Here is a 17,232-nt window from a genome sequence, read left to right as displayed (position 1 = left end):
GTAAATACCTGTTACTTAAACTTACACTGCACTTTTAATCCGGTTGGTGCCACATATTGGTTCATTACCTCGCAAATTCTGTCGCGACTGGCCTGCAGGTATCGGAGGTTTTGTTCAAGCTGTGTACGGCTTTTCGCATACAGCTGTTGTTGAAAAGCAGTATAAAACTCATCATCAGAAAAAACCAATAAACCCTTGCGATTGCTGGTTTCCATGCGGTCGAGGCGCAGCTCATAGCTCAGCAGTTTTGCGGGTGGAAATGTAATAATGAGTACACTGTCTTGATGTGAAATAGTAATAGAATCTTTCGATACATCTACACCATATTTGGCTTGGTAGGGCACCATAATGGTAGCAGATTTCTCCGTAAAAAATGCTGACACTGAACTCCACCACGATGCTTGCTGATCTACATTGGTTGATTTGTATGTAGTAGTGCCACTTACTTCCAGAGTTGCCAATTCGGCTATGTTTTTTACAAAAGCATAATTCTCAATTAACCGGGTCGTACCTTTTTGAGTGCCCATCCATTTGCCAATAAAAAAAGCTGCTACAATGAGCATAACTGCTGATATAAGAAAGCGAAGATTATTGCCAATTGTTTTCACACCAGATAAATTTTAAGTTGAGAGGTAGATATTATTTATGAAGCAAATTGGCAGCAATGATCCGGCTTATTCTGGTAAATTGTAGGGATTTTTCCTGATGTTGTAAAGGGTGAAATAAAACCAACTTCTGCGGCGGGCCGAGGTTGCCGACCATCCGGCTGCAATCCTTGATACATCGGTAAATTTAATGCTGGCTCTACGTGTGCTTCCTTCAATGATTTCTCCAATGGCCACTGTTTGATCCCAACTGCCATTGCCAACTGGTGTTATCATTAATAGCATGCTGTCTCTATAAAATGGATGACCAGTCATAGTTAATGTGTACCAATTGTTTACAGCGTCGAATGCAATTTCAAAATTATTACTGCCATTTTTTTCTGTACCAAAACTATCAATGGTACCCCATGCTATCATCTGCGGTCCGGTGGCAATTGGTTGCCATCTGTTTAATGCAAATGTGTTTCCACTATAAACGATGGTGCTAAACCGCATATATCCATACAACTGGTGATGTGTGGTGTTGTACACCAGCATACCATATTCATCGTTGCTTACTGCATTCATTTGTGTATTGGTAAGCCTTGGAATAATCAACGGCTTGTTGCCTGATCCCAAATCCAGTACAGCACTGGTATTTGGTGTAAGTGTGCCAATGCCCACCGACTGACTATTGCCCACTAAAAATGCAACCGATGCGAGTAGGGTGTACAGGTATTTCATGCGGCTAATTTGCAGCAAGGTAGGTACAAACTATCCTATTTAAAAGCCTTGTTTCTAATTATAGCTCCAGTTTCAAATACTTGCCGGTGTGGCTTTCTTTTACTTTTACCAGTTCTTCCGGCGTGCCTTCAAATAAGATGCGGCCACCACCACTGCCGCCTTCGGGGCCCAGGTCGATGATGTGGTCTGCTACTTTAATCACATCCATGTTGTGCTCAATCACCAGCACCGTATTGCCCCGGTCTACCAATTTGTTCAGCACATCCAGCAGCATTTTGATGTCTTGAAAATGCAGGCCGGTAGTGGGTTCATCCAGTATATAAAAAGTTTTGCCGGTATCTTTTTTGCCGAGCTCTGTGGCCAGCTTCACCCGCTGTGCTTCGCCGCCACTTAGGGTGACGGCACTTTGCCCCAAGGTGATGTAACCCAAGCCCACATCCTGCAACACTTTTATTTTTCGGTACAGCCAAGGCACAGCCTGAAAAAATTCTACGGCATCTTCCACGGTCATATCCAGTACATCGGCAATGCTCTTGCCTTTGTAGCGTATTTCCAGCGTTTCGCGGTTATAGCGTTTGCCCTGGCATTTTTCGCAGGGCACATACACGTCGGGCAAAAAGTTCATTTCAATCACCCGCATACCGCCACCTTCACATACATCGCAGCGGCCGCCTTTTACATTAAATGAAAAACGCCCCGGTTGATAGCCCCTGATTTTTGCTTCGGGCACACTGGCAAACAACTGTCGTATTTCGGTAAAGAAACCGCAGTAGGTAGCAGGGTTGCTACGAGGCGTTCTGCCAATGGGGCTCTGGTCTATTTCAATCACTTTGTCAATATGCTCCAGCCCTTTGATGGCCTTGTAAGGCATCACACTCATTCGGCTGGCTTTAAAAGAATGATTGCTCAGCAGCGGATACAAAGTATCGTTGATGAGAGTGCTCTTGCCACTGCCGCTTACGCCACTCACCACAATCATTTTACCCAGCGGCAGTTTCACCGAAACGTTTTGCAACGTGTGTCCGCTGGCCCCTTTCAGTTCAATGGTTTTGCCATTGCCCTTGCGCCGCTGTTCGGGCACAGGTATGGCTTGCTGACCACTCAAAAAGTCGGCGGTTTCGCTGCTGTTTTGCATTACCTCTTGCGGTGTGCCGCTTACCACTACACGGCCACCATGCCGTCCGGCTTTCGGGCCAATGTCTACCAGAAAATCGCTGGCCAGCATGATGTCTTTATCATGCTCTACTACCAGCACACTGTTGCCAATATCCCGCAGGTGTTGCAATGCTGTAATCAGCCGGTGGTTGTCCCGCTGGTGCAAACCAATGGAAGGCTCGTCGAGTATGTAGGTAATGCCCTGTAACTGACTTCCGATTTGTGTAGCCAGCCGGATGCGTTGGCTTTCGCCGCCGCTCAGCGTTTTGGTAGGGCGGTTCAAAGTGAGATAGGTGAGGCCTACATTAATCATGAACTGCAGGCGTTCCCGAATTTCTTTCAGCACATCTTTGGCAATGGCATTTTGCTTGTTGCTCAGTTGTGTTTCAATGCCATCAAACCACAGGGCCAGTTTATCCAAATCAATATTGCTGAGTTCGGCAATGTTTTTGCCCGCTACTTTAAACCACAGGCTTTCTTTTTTCAACCGGGCACCGTTGCAGGTGGGGCAGGTGTCGAGCTTCATGTAGCCTTCGGCCCAGTCACGAATGCTATCACTGCTGCTGCTGTTGAACCAGCGCTTAATCATCGGCACCACACCTTCAAACACCGTGTCGTAATAGCCGCCGCTGTGTTTGGGTAAACCATCATCTTCAATCCCGATAGCTATCGGGACTACAAGCAATGAATCTTCATGTGCCGTTTCGCTGCCGTGCAGTATGATGTTCAGTTGAGCTTCCGTGAGTTCACCAACCGGTTTTTTCAAATTGATTTTGTGCTTCTTCGCCAGTGCTTCCACCTGTTTGTAAATCCACGCATCCCGCTGTTCGCCCAGTGGCGCTATGCCGCCTTCGGCAATGGGTATGCTGGCATCGGGTACCACCGCTTCCATATCAATGGTGTACACCGTGCCCAAGCCTTTGCAGTGCGGGCAGGCACCATAGGGGCTGTTGAACGAAAAAGAGTTGGGCGAAGGTTCGTCGTAGCTAATGCCCGTGTCTTCGCACATCAGGCTTTTGCTGTATTGTGTTACTTTATCCGTGTCGTTGTCCAGCACCTGCATCAGGCCCTTGCCTTGCTGCAGTGTTTTCTGCACACTCTGGCTCAGCCGTACTTTCATATCGGGCGTTACGGCCAGGCGGTCTATCACCAATTCAATGTCGTGAATTTTGTAGCGGTCCACCTGCATCTTCGGCACCAGGTCTTTCACTTCGCCATCTACCCGCACTTTCAGGTAGCCTTTTTTGCGCAGGTCTTCAAACAGCTCCCGGTAGTGGCCCTTTCGGCCACGCACTATCGGCGCCAGCAGACTTATTTTTTTCTTCGCATACTTGCTGCTGATGTTCTCTACAATTTCTTCTTCGCTAAACTTCACCATTTGCTTGCCCGTTTCGTAGCTGTACGCATCGGCAGCACGGGCAAACAACAGGCGCATGAAATCGTAAATCTCCGTGACCGTACCCACGGTACTGCGTGGGTTTTTGTTGGTGGTTTTTTGCTCTATCGAAATCACGGGGCTCAGGCCGGTAATCTTGTCTACATCGGGGCGTTCCATATCGCCCATAAACTGGCGGGCATAGGCGCTAAAGCTTTCCATGTAGCGGCGCTGGCCTTCGTTGTAAATGGTATCAAAAGCCAGCGACGATTTGCCGCTGCCACTCACCCCGGTAAACACCACCAGTTTGTTTTTAGGGATGCGCAGGTCAATGTTTTTGAGGTTGTGCTCCCGGGCACCTACAATCTCAATCACGTCGTTGGTATGGACTGCCGCAGCAGCCGAGGGGGAAGTTTTTTTGCTGGCCATAGTTGGAGATGCGAATGTAAAACAACCAGCAGTAGTAAAGGTTGCAGAAAGTGAGTTTGAAAGTTCACAAGTTCCAGCGTTCACAAGTTCACCGCAGCACTCATCCCCTTTTACTTTCAGGATGTCGAAGGGAAGTTCAACGGTTTCGATTCAATGGTTACAGCGTTACTCACTCTATTCCTTATTTCCCTTGGGGCTCTCATCACCTGTACAAAGCCCAGCAGCCGTTCCGGTGCCTGTGGGCTTCGCTGCGCTACGGCCCCGCCACAAGGGCGTGGCTACCCCGTCGGCCCCGGCAGCCCTTCTGCATAAGTGCAGGAATGAGCAACCATCCATGCAAAAGCTTTTCACCAGCACAGGCATGAGCCAAGTTGAATTATTCATTCTTGCAAAAGCATTCCTCTCATCACACTTTCCTTTGGCACATGTTTTTGCGTACATTACGTGTTCTCCAGCTAAAGAAAGCCATTCTATCTGTCGCATCAAAATATGAGCAGTCCTCGTAGTATTATATCCATGTTGTGTAGCAACAGCTTTCGCTGGCTGCTTTGCTGCGCTGGCATGCTTGTACAGTTAGCTATTCATGCTCAAACCTGCCCGCCCAATATCGATTTTGAAAAAGGAACCCTCGAAGGCTGGCGCTGCTACACAGGAAGTGTGCTCGATCAGGGTGGCGTCAATGTTTTTGATTTGACAGAAACGCCGGGTCCGGTTGATGGCCGACATACCATTATTCCTGCTTCCGGGGCCGGGATAGATCCGTTTGGTAATTTTCCGACACGTAGCCCCAATGGCAGCGATTATTGTGTGATGCTTGGCAACAATACCGGCGGCGGCCAGGGCGAAGCTATCACTTACGAATTTACCATTCCGGCCAACAGAAATACCTACAGTTTGCTCTATTACTATGCCGTGGTGTTTGAAGGCCCCAACCACGAAGAGCAACAGCAACCCCGCATGGAGATTGAAGTGCAAAATCTTACCAAGGGCGAAAAAATCGAATGTGCTTCTTTTGCCTTCATCCCGTTTGGCACCACATTGCCGGGCTTCTTCGAATCGCCGGTAGCACAGAGCACCGCTCCTGTCTATTGCAAAAATTGGACACCTGTTACCATCAATCTCGATGGCAATGCCGGCAGCACCATTCGCCTCACATTCCGCACCGGAGATTGCACCTTTCGCCGGCATTTTGGCTACGCCTATATCGATGTGGCTTCCGATTGCAGTGGCGAGTTTACGGGAGCATCCTTTTGTGCGAAAGATCCTGAAGTAACAGTGTCTGCTCCATTCGGTTTTAAAACCTACACCTGGTTCAATGCCGACATGACGCAGCAAATTGGTACCGGCCAATCCATTACGCTACGGCCACCACCACCGCCCGGCACGGTATTGCAGGTGCGCCTCGAACCCTTTGAAGGCTTCGGTTGCCCGCAAACACTCACGGCCAGGTTGGAAGACAACCTGAATTTTGCTGCAGTAGCCGGCCCCGATACTTTATCCTGCAATCTTGCACCCGTACGCTTGGGCGAACCTGCCCGGCCTGGCTTACTGTATCAATGGAATCCACCTGATGGATTATCAAACCCGGCAGCAGCAAATCCGATTGCAACACCCGGCGTTACCACCAACTACATGCTTACGGTACGCAGCCCCGGAGGTGGCTGTATCAGTACAGATACCGTAACAGTAACGGCCAGCAATCTGGGCAATAGCTTACAGGTGCTGGGCAAGCCACAATATTGCATTGGCAGTGGCGATAGTGCCGTGCTGGAGGTGAACAATGCATTGCAAATACAATGGTATAAAAATGGCGTTGTGCTGCCGGGAGAAAATACCCAACGATACAAGCCAACTACTTCAGGTTTGTATCGGGCATTTTTGCAAGATGAGTTTGGCTGCAGTGCTACCACCCCCGATGAGGTAATTGATATTGCCAGCATTCCCAAGGCAGCATTTGCTGTGGCCAATGCTGCGCAATGTTTAATAGGTAACCAGTTTGTATTTACGAACAATAGTAGCAATGCCGTAGGTGCCATGCGCTACCGTTGGGAGTATGGCAATGCAGCAACGGCTACTACAACCAATGTGAGCTACAGCTATCCTGCAGCAGGTACTTATCAGGTAAAGCTGGTGGTGAATAGTAATGATGTATGTGCTGATAGTACAGTAGCTACGGTGCAGGTGTATCCCAACCCTGTGCCGCAATTTGATGCTGTTACTACTTGCATTGGCTTACCATTTGTACCAATCAATCAAACCAATGAAAATATTGGTTCGCCCATTACGTACAGCTGGCGCTATGGCAATGTGCAAGAGTCAGACAAGCGTACGCCAGATGCCAAGGTGTTTGCCAATAGTGGTACATATAGCATTACATTATCTGTAAGTAGTGCACAATGCCCCACGCCGGTACAATCGCTTACTAAAAATTTAGTTGTAGAAAGGCCTGCTACACCACAACGCTACACAGCAGCATTTGCTATACGCAATGTGCCACTGCAATTGGATGCCCGCAACATTGGTGTAAGTGCTCAATGGCTGCCGGCGTTGATGCTCAACAACGCCAATATTTACAAACCCATTTTTACCGGTGCGGCCGATCAGGATTATACCATTGTACTCACCACTATTGGTGGTTGTAAAACCGTAGATACTATGTTGGTACAAATTGTGTCGCAGGCCAATATTGAAGTGCCCAATGCCTTTACACCCAACGCCGATGGACGCAATGATTTTTTGCGTCCCGTACCCATGGGCGTTGCTACCATCAAATACTTCCGCATATTCAGCCGTTGGGGTGAGTTGCTGTTTGAATCGCAAAACAGCAAACCCGGTTGGGATGGCACACACCGCGGCATGCCCATGCCTGCACAAACGGTAGTGTGGATGGTAGAAGGCATTGGCCTCGATGGAAAAATCATTACCAAAAAAGGAACGAGTGTGTTGATTCGGTAGCGTATGTATTTAACCACCAAGGCACGAAGCGTACACGAAGACACTAAGTGATTTTCTTAATCTCCCTTCGTGTCTTTGTGGTTCAAAACACTTCTTAGTTGACATGCAATAACGGACTCGTATGTATGCCGGGCTTTTGCAAGTCGTTGCGCAGGTCATCTATAAAAGCATCAATTTGTGCTTTGGTAACTCCGGGCATGCAAATGATGTGGCTCCACTCGCCGTCTGTAGCCAGCTGCCACTGCATCCGTAGTTTTTCTGACGGTGCTTCAAATACTACAGTGATTGCTCCTTCATTGCACCAGGCATGTATGCCCAGTTCTTGCAATTGCTGCAATGTGTAAGCCGCTAAATCAAGACTGGCCAAGGCTCTTTGACGCATGCCTTCTTTGCCCAGTTTACGTAAGGCATACCATAAAAAAATGGGGCTGTGGCCGTTGCGGCTACCAGTGATGGTGGTGTCTACGGTGCCAATGTATGGAATGGCTTTGCCAATGCGTTCTTTGTAATTCTTCTTAACCAAAACCACACCACAGGGAATAGGGACACCCAAAAACTTGTGACCACTAATGGCGATGCTATCGGCGCCGGCAGCAAAGTCGAAAGGCTTGCCGCTGTTAAGCAAGGCTGCATAAATACCTGCCAGTGCTCCATCGGCATGTATGTAGTGGCTCTTAATCGCTAACTGTTTTAAAATGCCTTTGATGTGTGGAATATCATCAATGGCTTCCGTCATGGTAGTGCCGATATTGGCAATGATGATGGCTGGTTTATCCCGATGCTGCATCAGCATTTGTTGTAAATCGTCGTAGTCGATTTCGCCGTTTTCCTGCTGGCGAATTACAATGCTGCGCAGGTTGAGCAACTGAATGTTTTTTTGTACGCTGTAGTGGGTGGCTTCGGAGTAATACACGATGCCGTCGGGATACAACTCACGGCTCAGGTACAAACTGTACAGGTTGCCTTCGGAGCCGCCATTGGTAACATAGCCCCACCAGTTTTGTGCGGGTGCCTGAAAGAGCTGTGCAAAAAAGCTCAGCACTTCCCGCTCAAACTTGCGGGAGTTGATTTGGCTGGTAGAACCTACCATGGGGTCGCCAATATTGTTGAGCCGGTAGCGGAGCAACGGGTAGAGTTCTGAATAATCAATGTCGGTAGCGGATGGGTAACCAATGAAATGTTCACTGCGTTCTTGCATGCGTTCGGTAAAATGATTGAGGCATGCCTGGTCTTGCTCACTTAAATCGTATGTCATGGTCTTGCTTGTTCGGGCAAATCTATTTTCGCAGACAATATTTATGGCTGATGTTTATCATCGCAGCAAATTATGCTGAATGTCATGGTTTGCTCAGTAGTTTATTGCGGACTTTTGCCATTATACAATACCGAACAGAAAAAAGTGATGGGCGTAAAATTGGATCATATAGACATTGCGATGCTAAACTTGCTGCAGCAGGATGCATCGCTGGGGGTGAAAGAAATAGCAGCCCGGGTGGGGCTGAGTCAGTCGCCCACTTTTGAGCGGCTGAAAAAGCTGAAGCAGGAAGGCTATATCAAAAAAATTGTAGCCTTGGTCGACAACAAGAAGCTCGATAAAAACCTGGTGGCCATTTGCATGATTACACTCAAAGAGCAAAGCATCGAAACCAAGCAAAACTTTGAGGCACAAACGGCGCAAATGCAGGAAGTGATGGAAGTGCTTTGTGTGTCGGGCGGTTGGGATTACATTTTAAAAGTGGCTACCAAAGACATGCCATCGTTTCACCATTTCATCAGCAACCGGCTGGCGCCTATTCAGCACATTGCCAACATCAACAGCAACTTTATCTTGAATGAAGTAAAATACGATACGGCTTTTTTAATGGAGCCCTGATGTTTTATTCACTCGACTCTTGCATCATGCCACTGCCGAGATCGTATATTTGGCGTATTTCTGAAAGGATACTTTCGAAATCGATATGCAAATCAATGAGTTCACCGCTGTGTATATCAAACACCCAACCATGTACCGATGGAAAGCCTTGTTGCAAATAGGCTTTTTGCAATGCCGCCGTTTTAATCACATTGATGCATTGCTCTTGCACGTTTAGTTCTACGAGGCGTTTGTATTTTTCTTCTTCATCCGCAATGGCATTCAGTTCTTCTTTGTGCAATCGGTACACGTCGCGGATATTGCGCAGCCATGGGTTGAGTATGCCCATGTCTTTAGCCTGCATGGCCGCTTTTACGCCACCGCAATTGTAATGCCCACATACCACCACGTGCTTTACCCGCAAATGTTTAATCGCATAGTCGATGACGGCGGCTGAGTTGGGGTCGGTGCTGGGAATGATGTTGCCCACATTGCGGTGCACAAACATTTCGCCCGGGTGAATGCCCGTCATTTCTTCGGCCGATACGCGGCTATCGCTACAGCCGATGTATAAAATCTCTGGCGACTGGCTTTGGGCGAGTTGTTCAAAAAAATGTTGGTCACCTGCTTTTTTGCTGGCAGCCCAGCGGCGGTTGTTGTCAAATATTTGGTCGTAAAAATTCATGTTGTTGTATTGGGCTTTCGCAAGACGTCGTTTGCGGTTGTAAAAATACGTATGCCCGTTGTTGTGGCATCATGTCTGTTCTGATGGTAGCTGGCGACAAAATGCGTATCTCGAAAATACACAGCGATGAATGGCTGTACCTTTGCCCACTAAAATTTTATGTATGGAATCATTACAGAATAAAGTGGCGTTGGTAACAGGTGCCAGCAAAGGAATTGGTAAAGCCATTGCGGTAGCTTTGGCTGCAGAAGGAGCACATGTAGGTTTGATTGCCCGTGGAGAAGCCGACCTGAAAAAACTGGCCGATGAAATAAGTGCCAAGGGTGTGAAAGTAGCGTATGCAACTGCCGACATGAGTGACCGTGCCGCAGTAGAAAGTGCCGTGCAAAACATCACTGCTGCATTGGGTAACATCAACATTCTCATCAACAATGCGGGTACCGGTAAGTTTGGAAAATTTTTGGAACTGCAGCCTGATGAGTGGGAGCAACAAATCAAAGTGAATTTGTTTGGCGTGTACTACTGCACCCGGGCGGTGTTGCCGCAAATGATAGCGCAGCAATCTGGCGATATCATCAACGTATCATCAACTGCGGGAAAAAATGGGGCAGCGGTAACCAGTGCTTACAGTGCGTCTAAGTTTGGTGTGTTTGGTTTGTCTGAAAGTTTGATGCAGGAAGTAAGAAAGCAAAACATTCGGGTAACTACATTGGCACCCAGCACCATTGTAACAGACTTGGCGTACAGTGCTAATCTTATTACGGGTGATGCAGAAAGAGTAATGCATCCGGAAGACTTTGCAGAGCTGGTGATTGCACAGTTGAAACTTAACCGGAGAATGCTGGTAAAAGAAACCACTGTGTTTTCTACCAATCCATAAGCAACTATCACGAGCAGGTATTGCTGCTGAAAAAATAGTTGAGAAAAAATTTGGATGGAATGTAAATGAATACACAACTTTGCGCATCAATAAAAAATAAAAGATCACGTCAAGTGCTACAACAATTCAAACATATCAACGCTGACAGCCCTTTGTACATAGGGGTTTGCGGGATGTTATCATATTTCAGGTAAGCGCTGCCTGAGTAGGAAAACCCCGCACCATGCGGGGTTTTTTTATGGCTTTATTGTAGTAAAAAAGAATGCCTATGCGATACCAGCTATCAGTGCATAACAGCAAGCAAGTGACACTTTGTATACATCAGTGGCTATTGCTTACATCATTCATCATCACCTCCACGTGGTAATGCGGTAAAGGTTTGCCCATACCCAACGCCCCGTGGATATTCATCACCACGGGGCGTTTGCTTTTGCAGCGGTCTGTACAAAAGCAGGAGGAATCTATGCTTCAATTTTTGTGGCGAAGAAGGATTGGTTCACTATCTTCTTTGCTCAGCCAACAGTATCTCGATAGCCGGGCGGTATTCATGTACTTGTGCCATGATTTACCCAGCATGGCGGTCATCACTCAAATCAATGGAGGCGATGCTTTAAGCATGCTGAAAGAGGTAGAAAACTGGAACATACAACGGGCGTGGCAGCACAGCCATTTTGATGCGGATACCAAAGAATTGTGTTTCAATATCACCTTAATCTAGTTGTTTGACAATCGGATGATTGAGATTGGCCCAAACTATGTAGAGCTGTTGTACAGCCCACAACATCAGGCTTGGGCAAAGCAATTGGTGCAACAGCTGGCTGCTTTGCAACAACCCGCTGCTGAAATGTCTATTGCTTTGGCTCAACCTTTAACTGTGTTGGGTTTTGCCCGACGTTTTCAAGAAAACTAACGCTGGGGGTAATTGCTCTCAGCGTTGATTACCGCTTCGGCGGAAACAAATTTTAACTTTAATAACTATTGTATGAAATCGAACATCATTACAGCCAAATCATTGCGGGCCATGGGTTTTCCTGAGAGCCCCGTGATTCCTGTAGTATTGGAGGCCGTGAAAAAACATTTGAAACACACTGCATCCGCCGACATCGAGGCACAATTAAAAGCCTTGTTGCAAGCACCCGAAAACTTTTACAACGATTCTGTATTTGCGACGGCTGCTCAGAAGCTGAAACCACCCGTAGAAGACACTACTACAGGTTGTGATATCAGCCTGAACAACACGGGTATTCCATTTGCTATTTATGGTGCCCATGGTATTGAGGCAGGAGCCATGCACCAGATGTATACAGCAGCTAAATTGCCTGTGGCGGTTGCCGGTGCTTTGATGCCCGATGCGCATCAGGGCTATGGATTGCCGATTGGTGGCGTATTGGCCACTAACAATGCAGTGATACCCTACGGTGTAGGCGTTGACATCGGTTGCAGAATGTGCCTGAGCATTTTTGATATTGTGCCCACAGAACTGGCGCAGCGGGAAAATTTCTTTACCCGGGAATTGCTGGAAGCCACCTTGTTTGGCAGCGGGGCGCAGTTTAAGCAGCCTGCCAATCATGCGGTGATGGATAGCGATGTATTTGATGCATTGCCATTGCTCAAAAGCCTGAAAGACAGGGCTTGGCGACAGTTGGGAAGCAGCGGAAGCGGCAACCACTTTGCAGAGTTTGGTGCTGTGCACATTGTAGATGCAGATACTTTGCCGGGTGTTCCTGCCGGAACGTATATCGGATTGCTGACGCACAGTGGCTCGAGAGCTTTAGGGGCCAACATTGCGGCACATTATACCAAACTGGCCAAGCAACAGCGGCGGTTGCCCGGAGAAGCAGCCAACCTGGCTTGGCTGACACTGGATGAAGAAGCTGGTATCGAATACTGGATGGCCATGAATTTAGCTGGCGATTATGCATCGGCTTGTCACCACATCATTCATGCCAAAGTAGCAAAGCAGTTGGGTCGCAAGCCCTTAACCATGGTAGAAAATCACCACAATTTTGCCTGGAAAGAAACGTGGAACGGGCAAGAAGTGATTGTGCACAGAAAGGGGGCTACACCTGCAGCCGCTGGTGTGTTGGGCATCATTCCAGGTAGCATGACCGCTCCCGGTTTTATAGTGCAAGGCCGGGGAGAAATGGCGTCTGTCAATTCTGCTTCGCATGGGGCAGGCCGACTGATGAGCCGCAGTAAAGCCATGCAAAACATTACTCACGAAGCCATGAAAGCCGAGCTGAAAAAGCATGGTGTGAAGTTGCTGGGTGGTGATTTGGATGAAGCGCCATTTGCTTACAAAGACATCCATACCGTAATGCAGGAGCAAACATCTTTGGTAGACATTATCGGTTCATTTCAACCTAAGATTGTGCAAATGTGTGGCGATGCACAAAGAGGTTGGAGAAGAGGCCCGAGAGAAAAATGGCACAATGATTTTGTAGAAGGCGAATAAATCAATCCCGGACAAATGGTCCGGGATTTTGCATACATCTATGATCGTTGCTTTCTTTTTTACCACCAAACACTGGCAGAGAGCAGCCAGCTAAACGTTGAAGTTGCTGAAACGCCATTGTATAAAGCGGTGCCGTTTGCAAGTTGAATGTATCGCCACTCGCTGCGCAGCATGCCCCATTTTACAGGTAGAAAATCAACGTTTAGCGATGCGCCGGTGGCTTTAAAATGATTGGGTAAATATTGATTGACAATTACTCCCTCTGGATCGCTGTAATACTCTGCCCGGCCAGCTATTGCCCACTGAGTACTTGGTTTGTGCTGAGCTACCAATGCAGTACCCCACCATTGTTGTTGCTGTTGCGTACCTATATCAAACATGTAAGCAAACCGCCATTTTGATGTGGCCGTATAGTTGGCATACAGGTTGTGAAACCATCGTAGTTGTTTCGGTTGGCTGCTGTTTTGTTCGTTGCCAATAAAAGTAGAAGAATTGATAAGCCAGTTTTCATTTGGGAGAAACTGTAATTGCGTTCCATAGGCAAGGCTTCGATTGTTATTGCTGATGCGTTGCCAGCCATTGAGCAGCAATACCGATGCTGTCCATTTTGCATGAAAGGCTACATTAAGCTTTGCACCGGTTTCGTAATAGGGCGAGTTTTCTGCTATAAAACTTCTGCTCAGCGTTAAGGCATCTTTGCTGATAGCTGATTCTAATCCGATATGTGATGGAAGTATGCCTGCTTCCAGGGAAATTGCAGAAGAAAACTTCCAACCAATATTGGCTTCATAAACATGCCTGAGTAGAGCCGGCTCTGAAGCCAGATTATAACGGGCATAATCACCGGCCATCAATCCAACATTTACCTGCAACCGCTTGCCTTTGTAGCTGGCTTTGGCCATGGCCAAATTGATACCCGGGGTGTATTGCTGTTTGTGATTGTATAAAAAATCGGGTCTGTCAAATGGCTTTTGCTGCGGGAAAGTAGTGTGAAAGTAAACATCTGCAAATGCACTGAAATGAAATGAATGGTTCTTTATACTATCCTGTCCAAATGCATGCGATACAGCCAACAAAAACAATGCTGATGGGGCAACATATTTCATGTTGGTAAAGGTAATTGCACTCGTTCAGTTTCAAGTGAAGTCATTTACTCCGACTAACCAGAACTATCCTATACTGTCTGCTTTCGTTAATTATGGTTAATACATCGGCCACTACCAATGGAATATGCTCATTCGGGCGTCACTTTGTACGTAAATGAATAAACAAGTCAGCTTGTTTTTTTACCTTAATCAAACAAACTTTGGGTTGGCAGCCGCCACTTGTATGAAAAATTGCTCACTCCTCACCATCGCCTGCTTACTCTCAGTGTTGGCTTTTGCTCAACCATCGGTTGTTGTAAAAGGCTTTGTGGTAGATAGTGCCGGCATCATGCTGCCCAACGCCTCCATCAAAGTAAAGTTTGCCAAAGACAGTTTGTTTACCCAAACCAAAAAAGACGGTAGTTTCAATTTTCGCTTACAGGGTAGTACGCAATTTGACATGCTGATTACCATGGTTGGTTTTGCGGCATATCAAAAAAAGTTCAGCATCAATGCAGGAGATACGACATTGGCACTGGGTCGTATTTTATTACTGCCAAACGATATGGAACTGGAAGGCGTAGTGGTGGTGGCGCAAACACCGGTGAAAGTAATGGAAGACACTACACAATATGCGGTGAGTGCTTTTAAAGTGCGGGAAGGTGCCATGGCCGAAGAAGTGATAAAAAAACTACCCGGCCTCGAAGTAGATAAAGATGGCAACATTACCAGCCAGGGCAAACCGGTAAAACGGATTCGGGTAAATGGAAAAGACTTTTTTGGTGGCGATGTACAAACAGCTACACAAAATCTGCCTGCCGAAGTGTTGGAAAATATTCAGATAATTGAAGACTACGGCGATCAGGCAAACCTTACAGGTATTAAAACCGGAGAGCCCGAAACAATCATTAACATCAATACAAGAAAGGATAAAAACAAGGGCAAGTTTGGCACTATGAGTGGGGGCGTAGGCACCCGTGAGAGATACATGGCCGGACTCATGTACAATATTTTTGATAATGAGCAACAGATTAGTTTCCTCGGCTCATTCAACAACACCAATGTAGCTACGTTCAACTTTAATGGTGGCGGCCGGGGCGGTGGTGCCCGTGCTGGCAATCTTGGTGGCGCTGAGCGGGGTGGCTTTGGTGGCAACGGTCTTACGCAGGCCATTTCTGGCGGTATCAACTACCGCGATAAATGGAACGAGAAAATGAGTGTGAATGGAAGCTACAGTGTAAACTGGAGCAGCAACGAAACCATTAGCGAAAACCAAAGTCAGGATATCAATCCGCTGATCAATCGCATTACAAAAAGCAACCGGGTGAGTGAATCGAGCAACAGCAACCATCGGTTTACCTTCAACTTCGATTACCGGATGGATTCGGTGAATTTTCTGAAAATCACGCCTTACTTTTCCTACTCCCACAATGAAGGTCAAAACCAAAGCAACAGTCAGCTTCGGCGAAACAAATATTACACATACAATGTGGGCAGAAGCGATAACAAAAGCTATGCACCCAACTACGGCGGCACGGTTTTGTTCAACCATAAATTCAATCAGCGGTCACGCAATTTGAGCATTTCGTTGAGCTCCAACTTTAGTGCCCGTACTCAAGCAGGCAATACCCTCAACAATTATCGCAACATTGACTCTGGTTATGTGCCGCCCAGCATCCGCGATACCATTCAACAACAACAAAGCGAAACACTGAGCGACAACCTGACTTCCAACGCCAGAATATCGTACACAGAACCGCTCGATAATAAACGCAACAAGTTTTTGGAGATGAGTTATGAATGGAACCGCTCTGCCAACTTTAGCGATCGCAATGTGTTTGATGTATTGCAAACGAGCAAAGACCCGATGCCCAACATCAACCAAAGCAACGAGTTGAATTATCAGTTTACCACACACCGCACCGCACTTACATTTAAAGGAGTGTATGCCAAATACAATTATCTGATAGGCATAGTGGCACAGCCCAGCCTGCTCAATGGCGAATCTGTAGAAAAAAACATTCGCATCAACTATCGCAACATGAACTGGTTGCCTTCTGCTCGTTTTGCGTACAATATTGGCAAAGACCACACCATAAATATGAATGTAGGAGGCCGCAGCCGGGAACCAAGTTTTAATCAACTGCAACCCATTAGCGATAGCAGCAACCTTAATAATATTGTAAAAGGGAATCCTGATTTGAATGCTGAAACAACCTACAACCTTAGCATCCGCTACAACAAATCAGATCGAAAAACAGGGAAAGTGTTTTTTGCTAATTTGAATTATGATATTACCGATGATAAAATTGTAAGTGCCCGTTTCAACAATGTGAGTGGTACCGGCCGAACTACCACTTACATGAATACGGATGGCTTTTATAGAATTTCTACCAATAGTTCATTTACACAGCCATTTAAAAAACGGATATTTAGTGTGACAACAAAGCTTGATATGAGCTATGATAACAATGTTTCTTTCACCGATAGTTTTCAAAACAAAGGGCAGAACTGGAATCTGCGGCCAGGCTTAGTTTTCAGAATGGATATACCGAATGTAATTGACCTGAATGTTGACGGTGGCTTCACCTATTACAAAACCACCACCCGGTACAGTACATACACCACCAATAATGAAGCACGTACTTATCGAATTGGTGTAAGTGGCAAGCATTTCTTTTTTAAAGACCTGACAATCGGGTATGATTTATATAAAAATTTCAACTCCGGTTTCGGAAGTGTAGGCGCTGTCAATCCCTTTATCATCAACACATATGCCGAGTATCGATTCCTGAAAGGAAAGGTAGCAACGGTTCGTTTTCAGGCATATGATTTGTTGGATCAAAACACAGGCATCAATCGCATTATCAACGAAACTACCATTACAGACAGTCGCACTAACCGGCTGAGCCGTTTCTTCTTTCTCACCTTCAGTTATAGACTGATGAAGTTTGCTGCAGGTGCTAAGAAGGCACCACAGCGGCCAGCCACTTCAAGACCTGCCGTAGGTAAGCCTGCCGGTATTTAGGGGCT

At 46.8% G+C, this 17,232-nt stretch carries 13 protein-coding genes; 7 read left to right on the top strand and 6 right to left on the bottom strand.

What is annotated here, in order from left to right; all coding sequences use genetic code 11:
- Nucleotides 1-11 precede the first annotated feature (11 nt).
- The 3 genes from V7Q13_RS04030 to uvrA form a co-directional block, all read right to left on the bottom strand.
- Nucleotides 12-563 carry a DUF4230 domain-containing protein gene (locus tag V7Q13_RS04030; RefSeq protein ID WP_333799395.1) on the bottom strand — a complete coding sequence of 184 codons (552 nt, stop codon included), beginning with the start codon at nucleotides 561-563 and terminating at the stop codon, nucleotides 12-14.
- A 111-nt stretch (nucleotides 564-674) separates the two neighbouring features.
- Complete coding sequence (locus tag V7Q13_RS04025) at nucleotides 675-1,328, bottom strand: hypothetical protein (RefSeq protein WP_333799394.1); 654 nt, start codon at nucleotides 1,326-1,328, stop codon at nucleotides 675-677.
- Between the two features lie 58 nt (nucleotides 1,329-1,386).
- A complete protein-coding gene (gene uvrA / locus V7Q13_RS04020; RefSeq protein WP_333799393.1) occupies nucleotides 1,387-4,287 on the bottom strand; it encodes an excinuclease ABC subunit UvrA in 2,901 nt (966 codons plus the stop codon).
- 489 nt (nucleotides 4,288-4,776) lie between these two features.
- On the opposite strand from uvrA, the gene V7Q13_RS04015 reads away from it, so the two are divergent.
- Complete coding sequence (locus tag V7Q13_RS04015) at nucleotides 4,777-7,242, top strand: PKD domain-containing protein (protein ID WP_333799392.1); 2,466 nt, start codon at nucleotides 4,777-4,779, stop codon at nucleotides 7,240-7,242.
- 94 nt (nucleotides 7,243-7,336) lie between these two features.
- Here V7Q13_RS04015 and V7Q13_RS04010 read toward each other — a convergent pair whose 3' ends face one another.
- Nucleotides 7,337-8,497, bottom strand: coding sequence for a histidine decarboxylase (locus V7Q13_RS04010; RefSeq protein WP_333799391.1), 1,161 nt, complete (start codon nucleotides 8,495-8,497; stop codon nucleotides 7,337-7,339).
- Nucleotides 8,498-8,644: 147 nt separating this feature from the next.
- On the opposite strand from V7Q13_RS04010, the gene V7Q13_RS04005 reads away from it, so the two are divergent.
- Nucleotides 8,645-9,115: an Lrp/AsnC family transcriptional regulator gene (locus tag V7Q13_RS04005; protein ID WP_333799390.1), complete on the top strand. Its 471-nt coding sequence runs from the start codon at nucleotides 8,645-8,647 to the stop codon at nucleotides 9,113-9,115.
- 4 nt (nucleotides 9,116-9,119) lie between these two features.
- On the opposite strand, the gene V7Q13_RS04000 is transcribed toward V7Q13_RS04005, so the two are convergent.
- Nucleotides 9,120-9,779 carry a carbonic anhydrase gene (locus V7Q13_RS04000; protein WP_333799389.1) on the bottom strand — a complete coding sequence of 220 codons (660 nt, stop codon included), beginning with the start codon at nucleotides 9,777-9,779 and terminating at the stop codon, nucleotides 9,120-9,122.
- A gap of 163 nt (nucleotides 9,780-9,942) precedes the next feature.
- On the opposite strand from V7Q13_RS04000, the gene V7Q13_RS03995 reads away from it, so the two are divergent.
- The 4 genes from V7Q13_RS03995 (at nucleotide 9,943) to V7Q13_RS03980 (ending at nucleotide 13,114) form a co-directional block, all read left to right on the top strand.
- Nucleotides 9,943-10,659 carry a 3-ketoacyl-ACP reductase gene (locus V7Q13_RS03995; protein ID WP_333799388.1) on the top strand — a complete coding sequence of 239 codons (717 nt, stop codon included), beginning with the start codon at nucleotides 9,943-9,945 and terminating at the stop codon, nucleotides 10,657-10,659.
- A 463-nt stretch (nucleotides 10,660-11,122) separates the two neighbouring features.
- Nucleotides 11,123-11,377, top strand: coding sequence for a hypothetical protein (locus V7Q13_RS03990; RefSeq protein ID WP_333799387.1), 255 nt, complete (start codon nucleotides 11,123-11,125; stop codon nucleotides 11,375-11,377).
- 15 nt (nucleotides 11,378-11,392) lie between these two features.
- Nucleotides 11,393-11,569 carry a hypothetical protein gene (locus V7Q13_RS03985; RefSeq protein ID WP_333799386.1) on the top strand — a complete coding sequence of 59 codons (177 nt, stop codon included), beginning with the start codon at nucleotides 11,393-11,395 and terminating at the stop codon, nucleotides 11,567-11,569.
- A gap of 72 nt (nucleotides 11,570-11,641) precedes the next feature.
- The gene (locus V7Q13_RS03980) at nucleotides 11,642-13,114 is read left to right on the top strand and encodes an RtcB family protein (RefSeq protein WP_333799385.1); all 1,473 of its coding nucleotides are present in this window, start codon (nucleotides 11,642-11,644) and stop codon (nucleotides 13,112-13,114) included.
- Between the two features lie 59 nt (nucleotides 13,115-13,173).
- On the opposite strand, the gene V7Q13_RS03975 is transcribed toward V7Q13_RS03980, so the two are convergent.
- Entirely contained in the window at nucleotides 13,174-14,220 is a 1,047-nt protein-coding gene (locus V7Q13_RS03975) for an outer membrane beta-barrel protein (protein ID WP_333799384.1), read from the bottom strand.
- A gap of 223 nt (nucleotides 14,221-14,443) precedes the next feature.
- On the opposite strand from V7Q13_RS03975, the gene V7Q13_RS03970 reads away from it, so the two are divergent.
- The gene (locus V7Q13_RS03970) at nucleotides 14,444-17,227 is read left to right on the top strand and encodes an outer membrane beta-barrel protein (RefSeq protein WP_333799383.1); all 2,784 of its coding nucleotides are present in this window, start codon (nucleotides 14,444-14,446) and stop codon (nucleotides 17,225-17,227) included.
- Nucleotides 17,228-17,232 lie beyond the last annotated feature (5 nt).

It is taken from the genome of Phnomibacter sp., assembly GCF_036803085.1.
Taxonomy (GTDB): Bacteria; Bacteroidota; Bacteroidia; order Chitinophagales; family Chitinophagaceae; genus Phnomibacter.
Note: the sequence above shows the minus strand (reverse complement) of the source record. Positions and strands in the feature narration are given on the sequence as shown.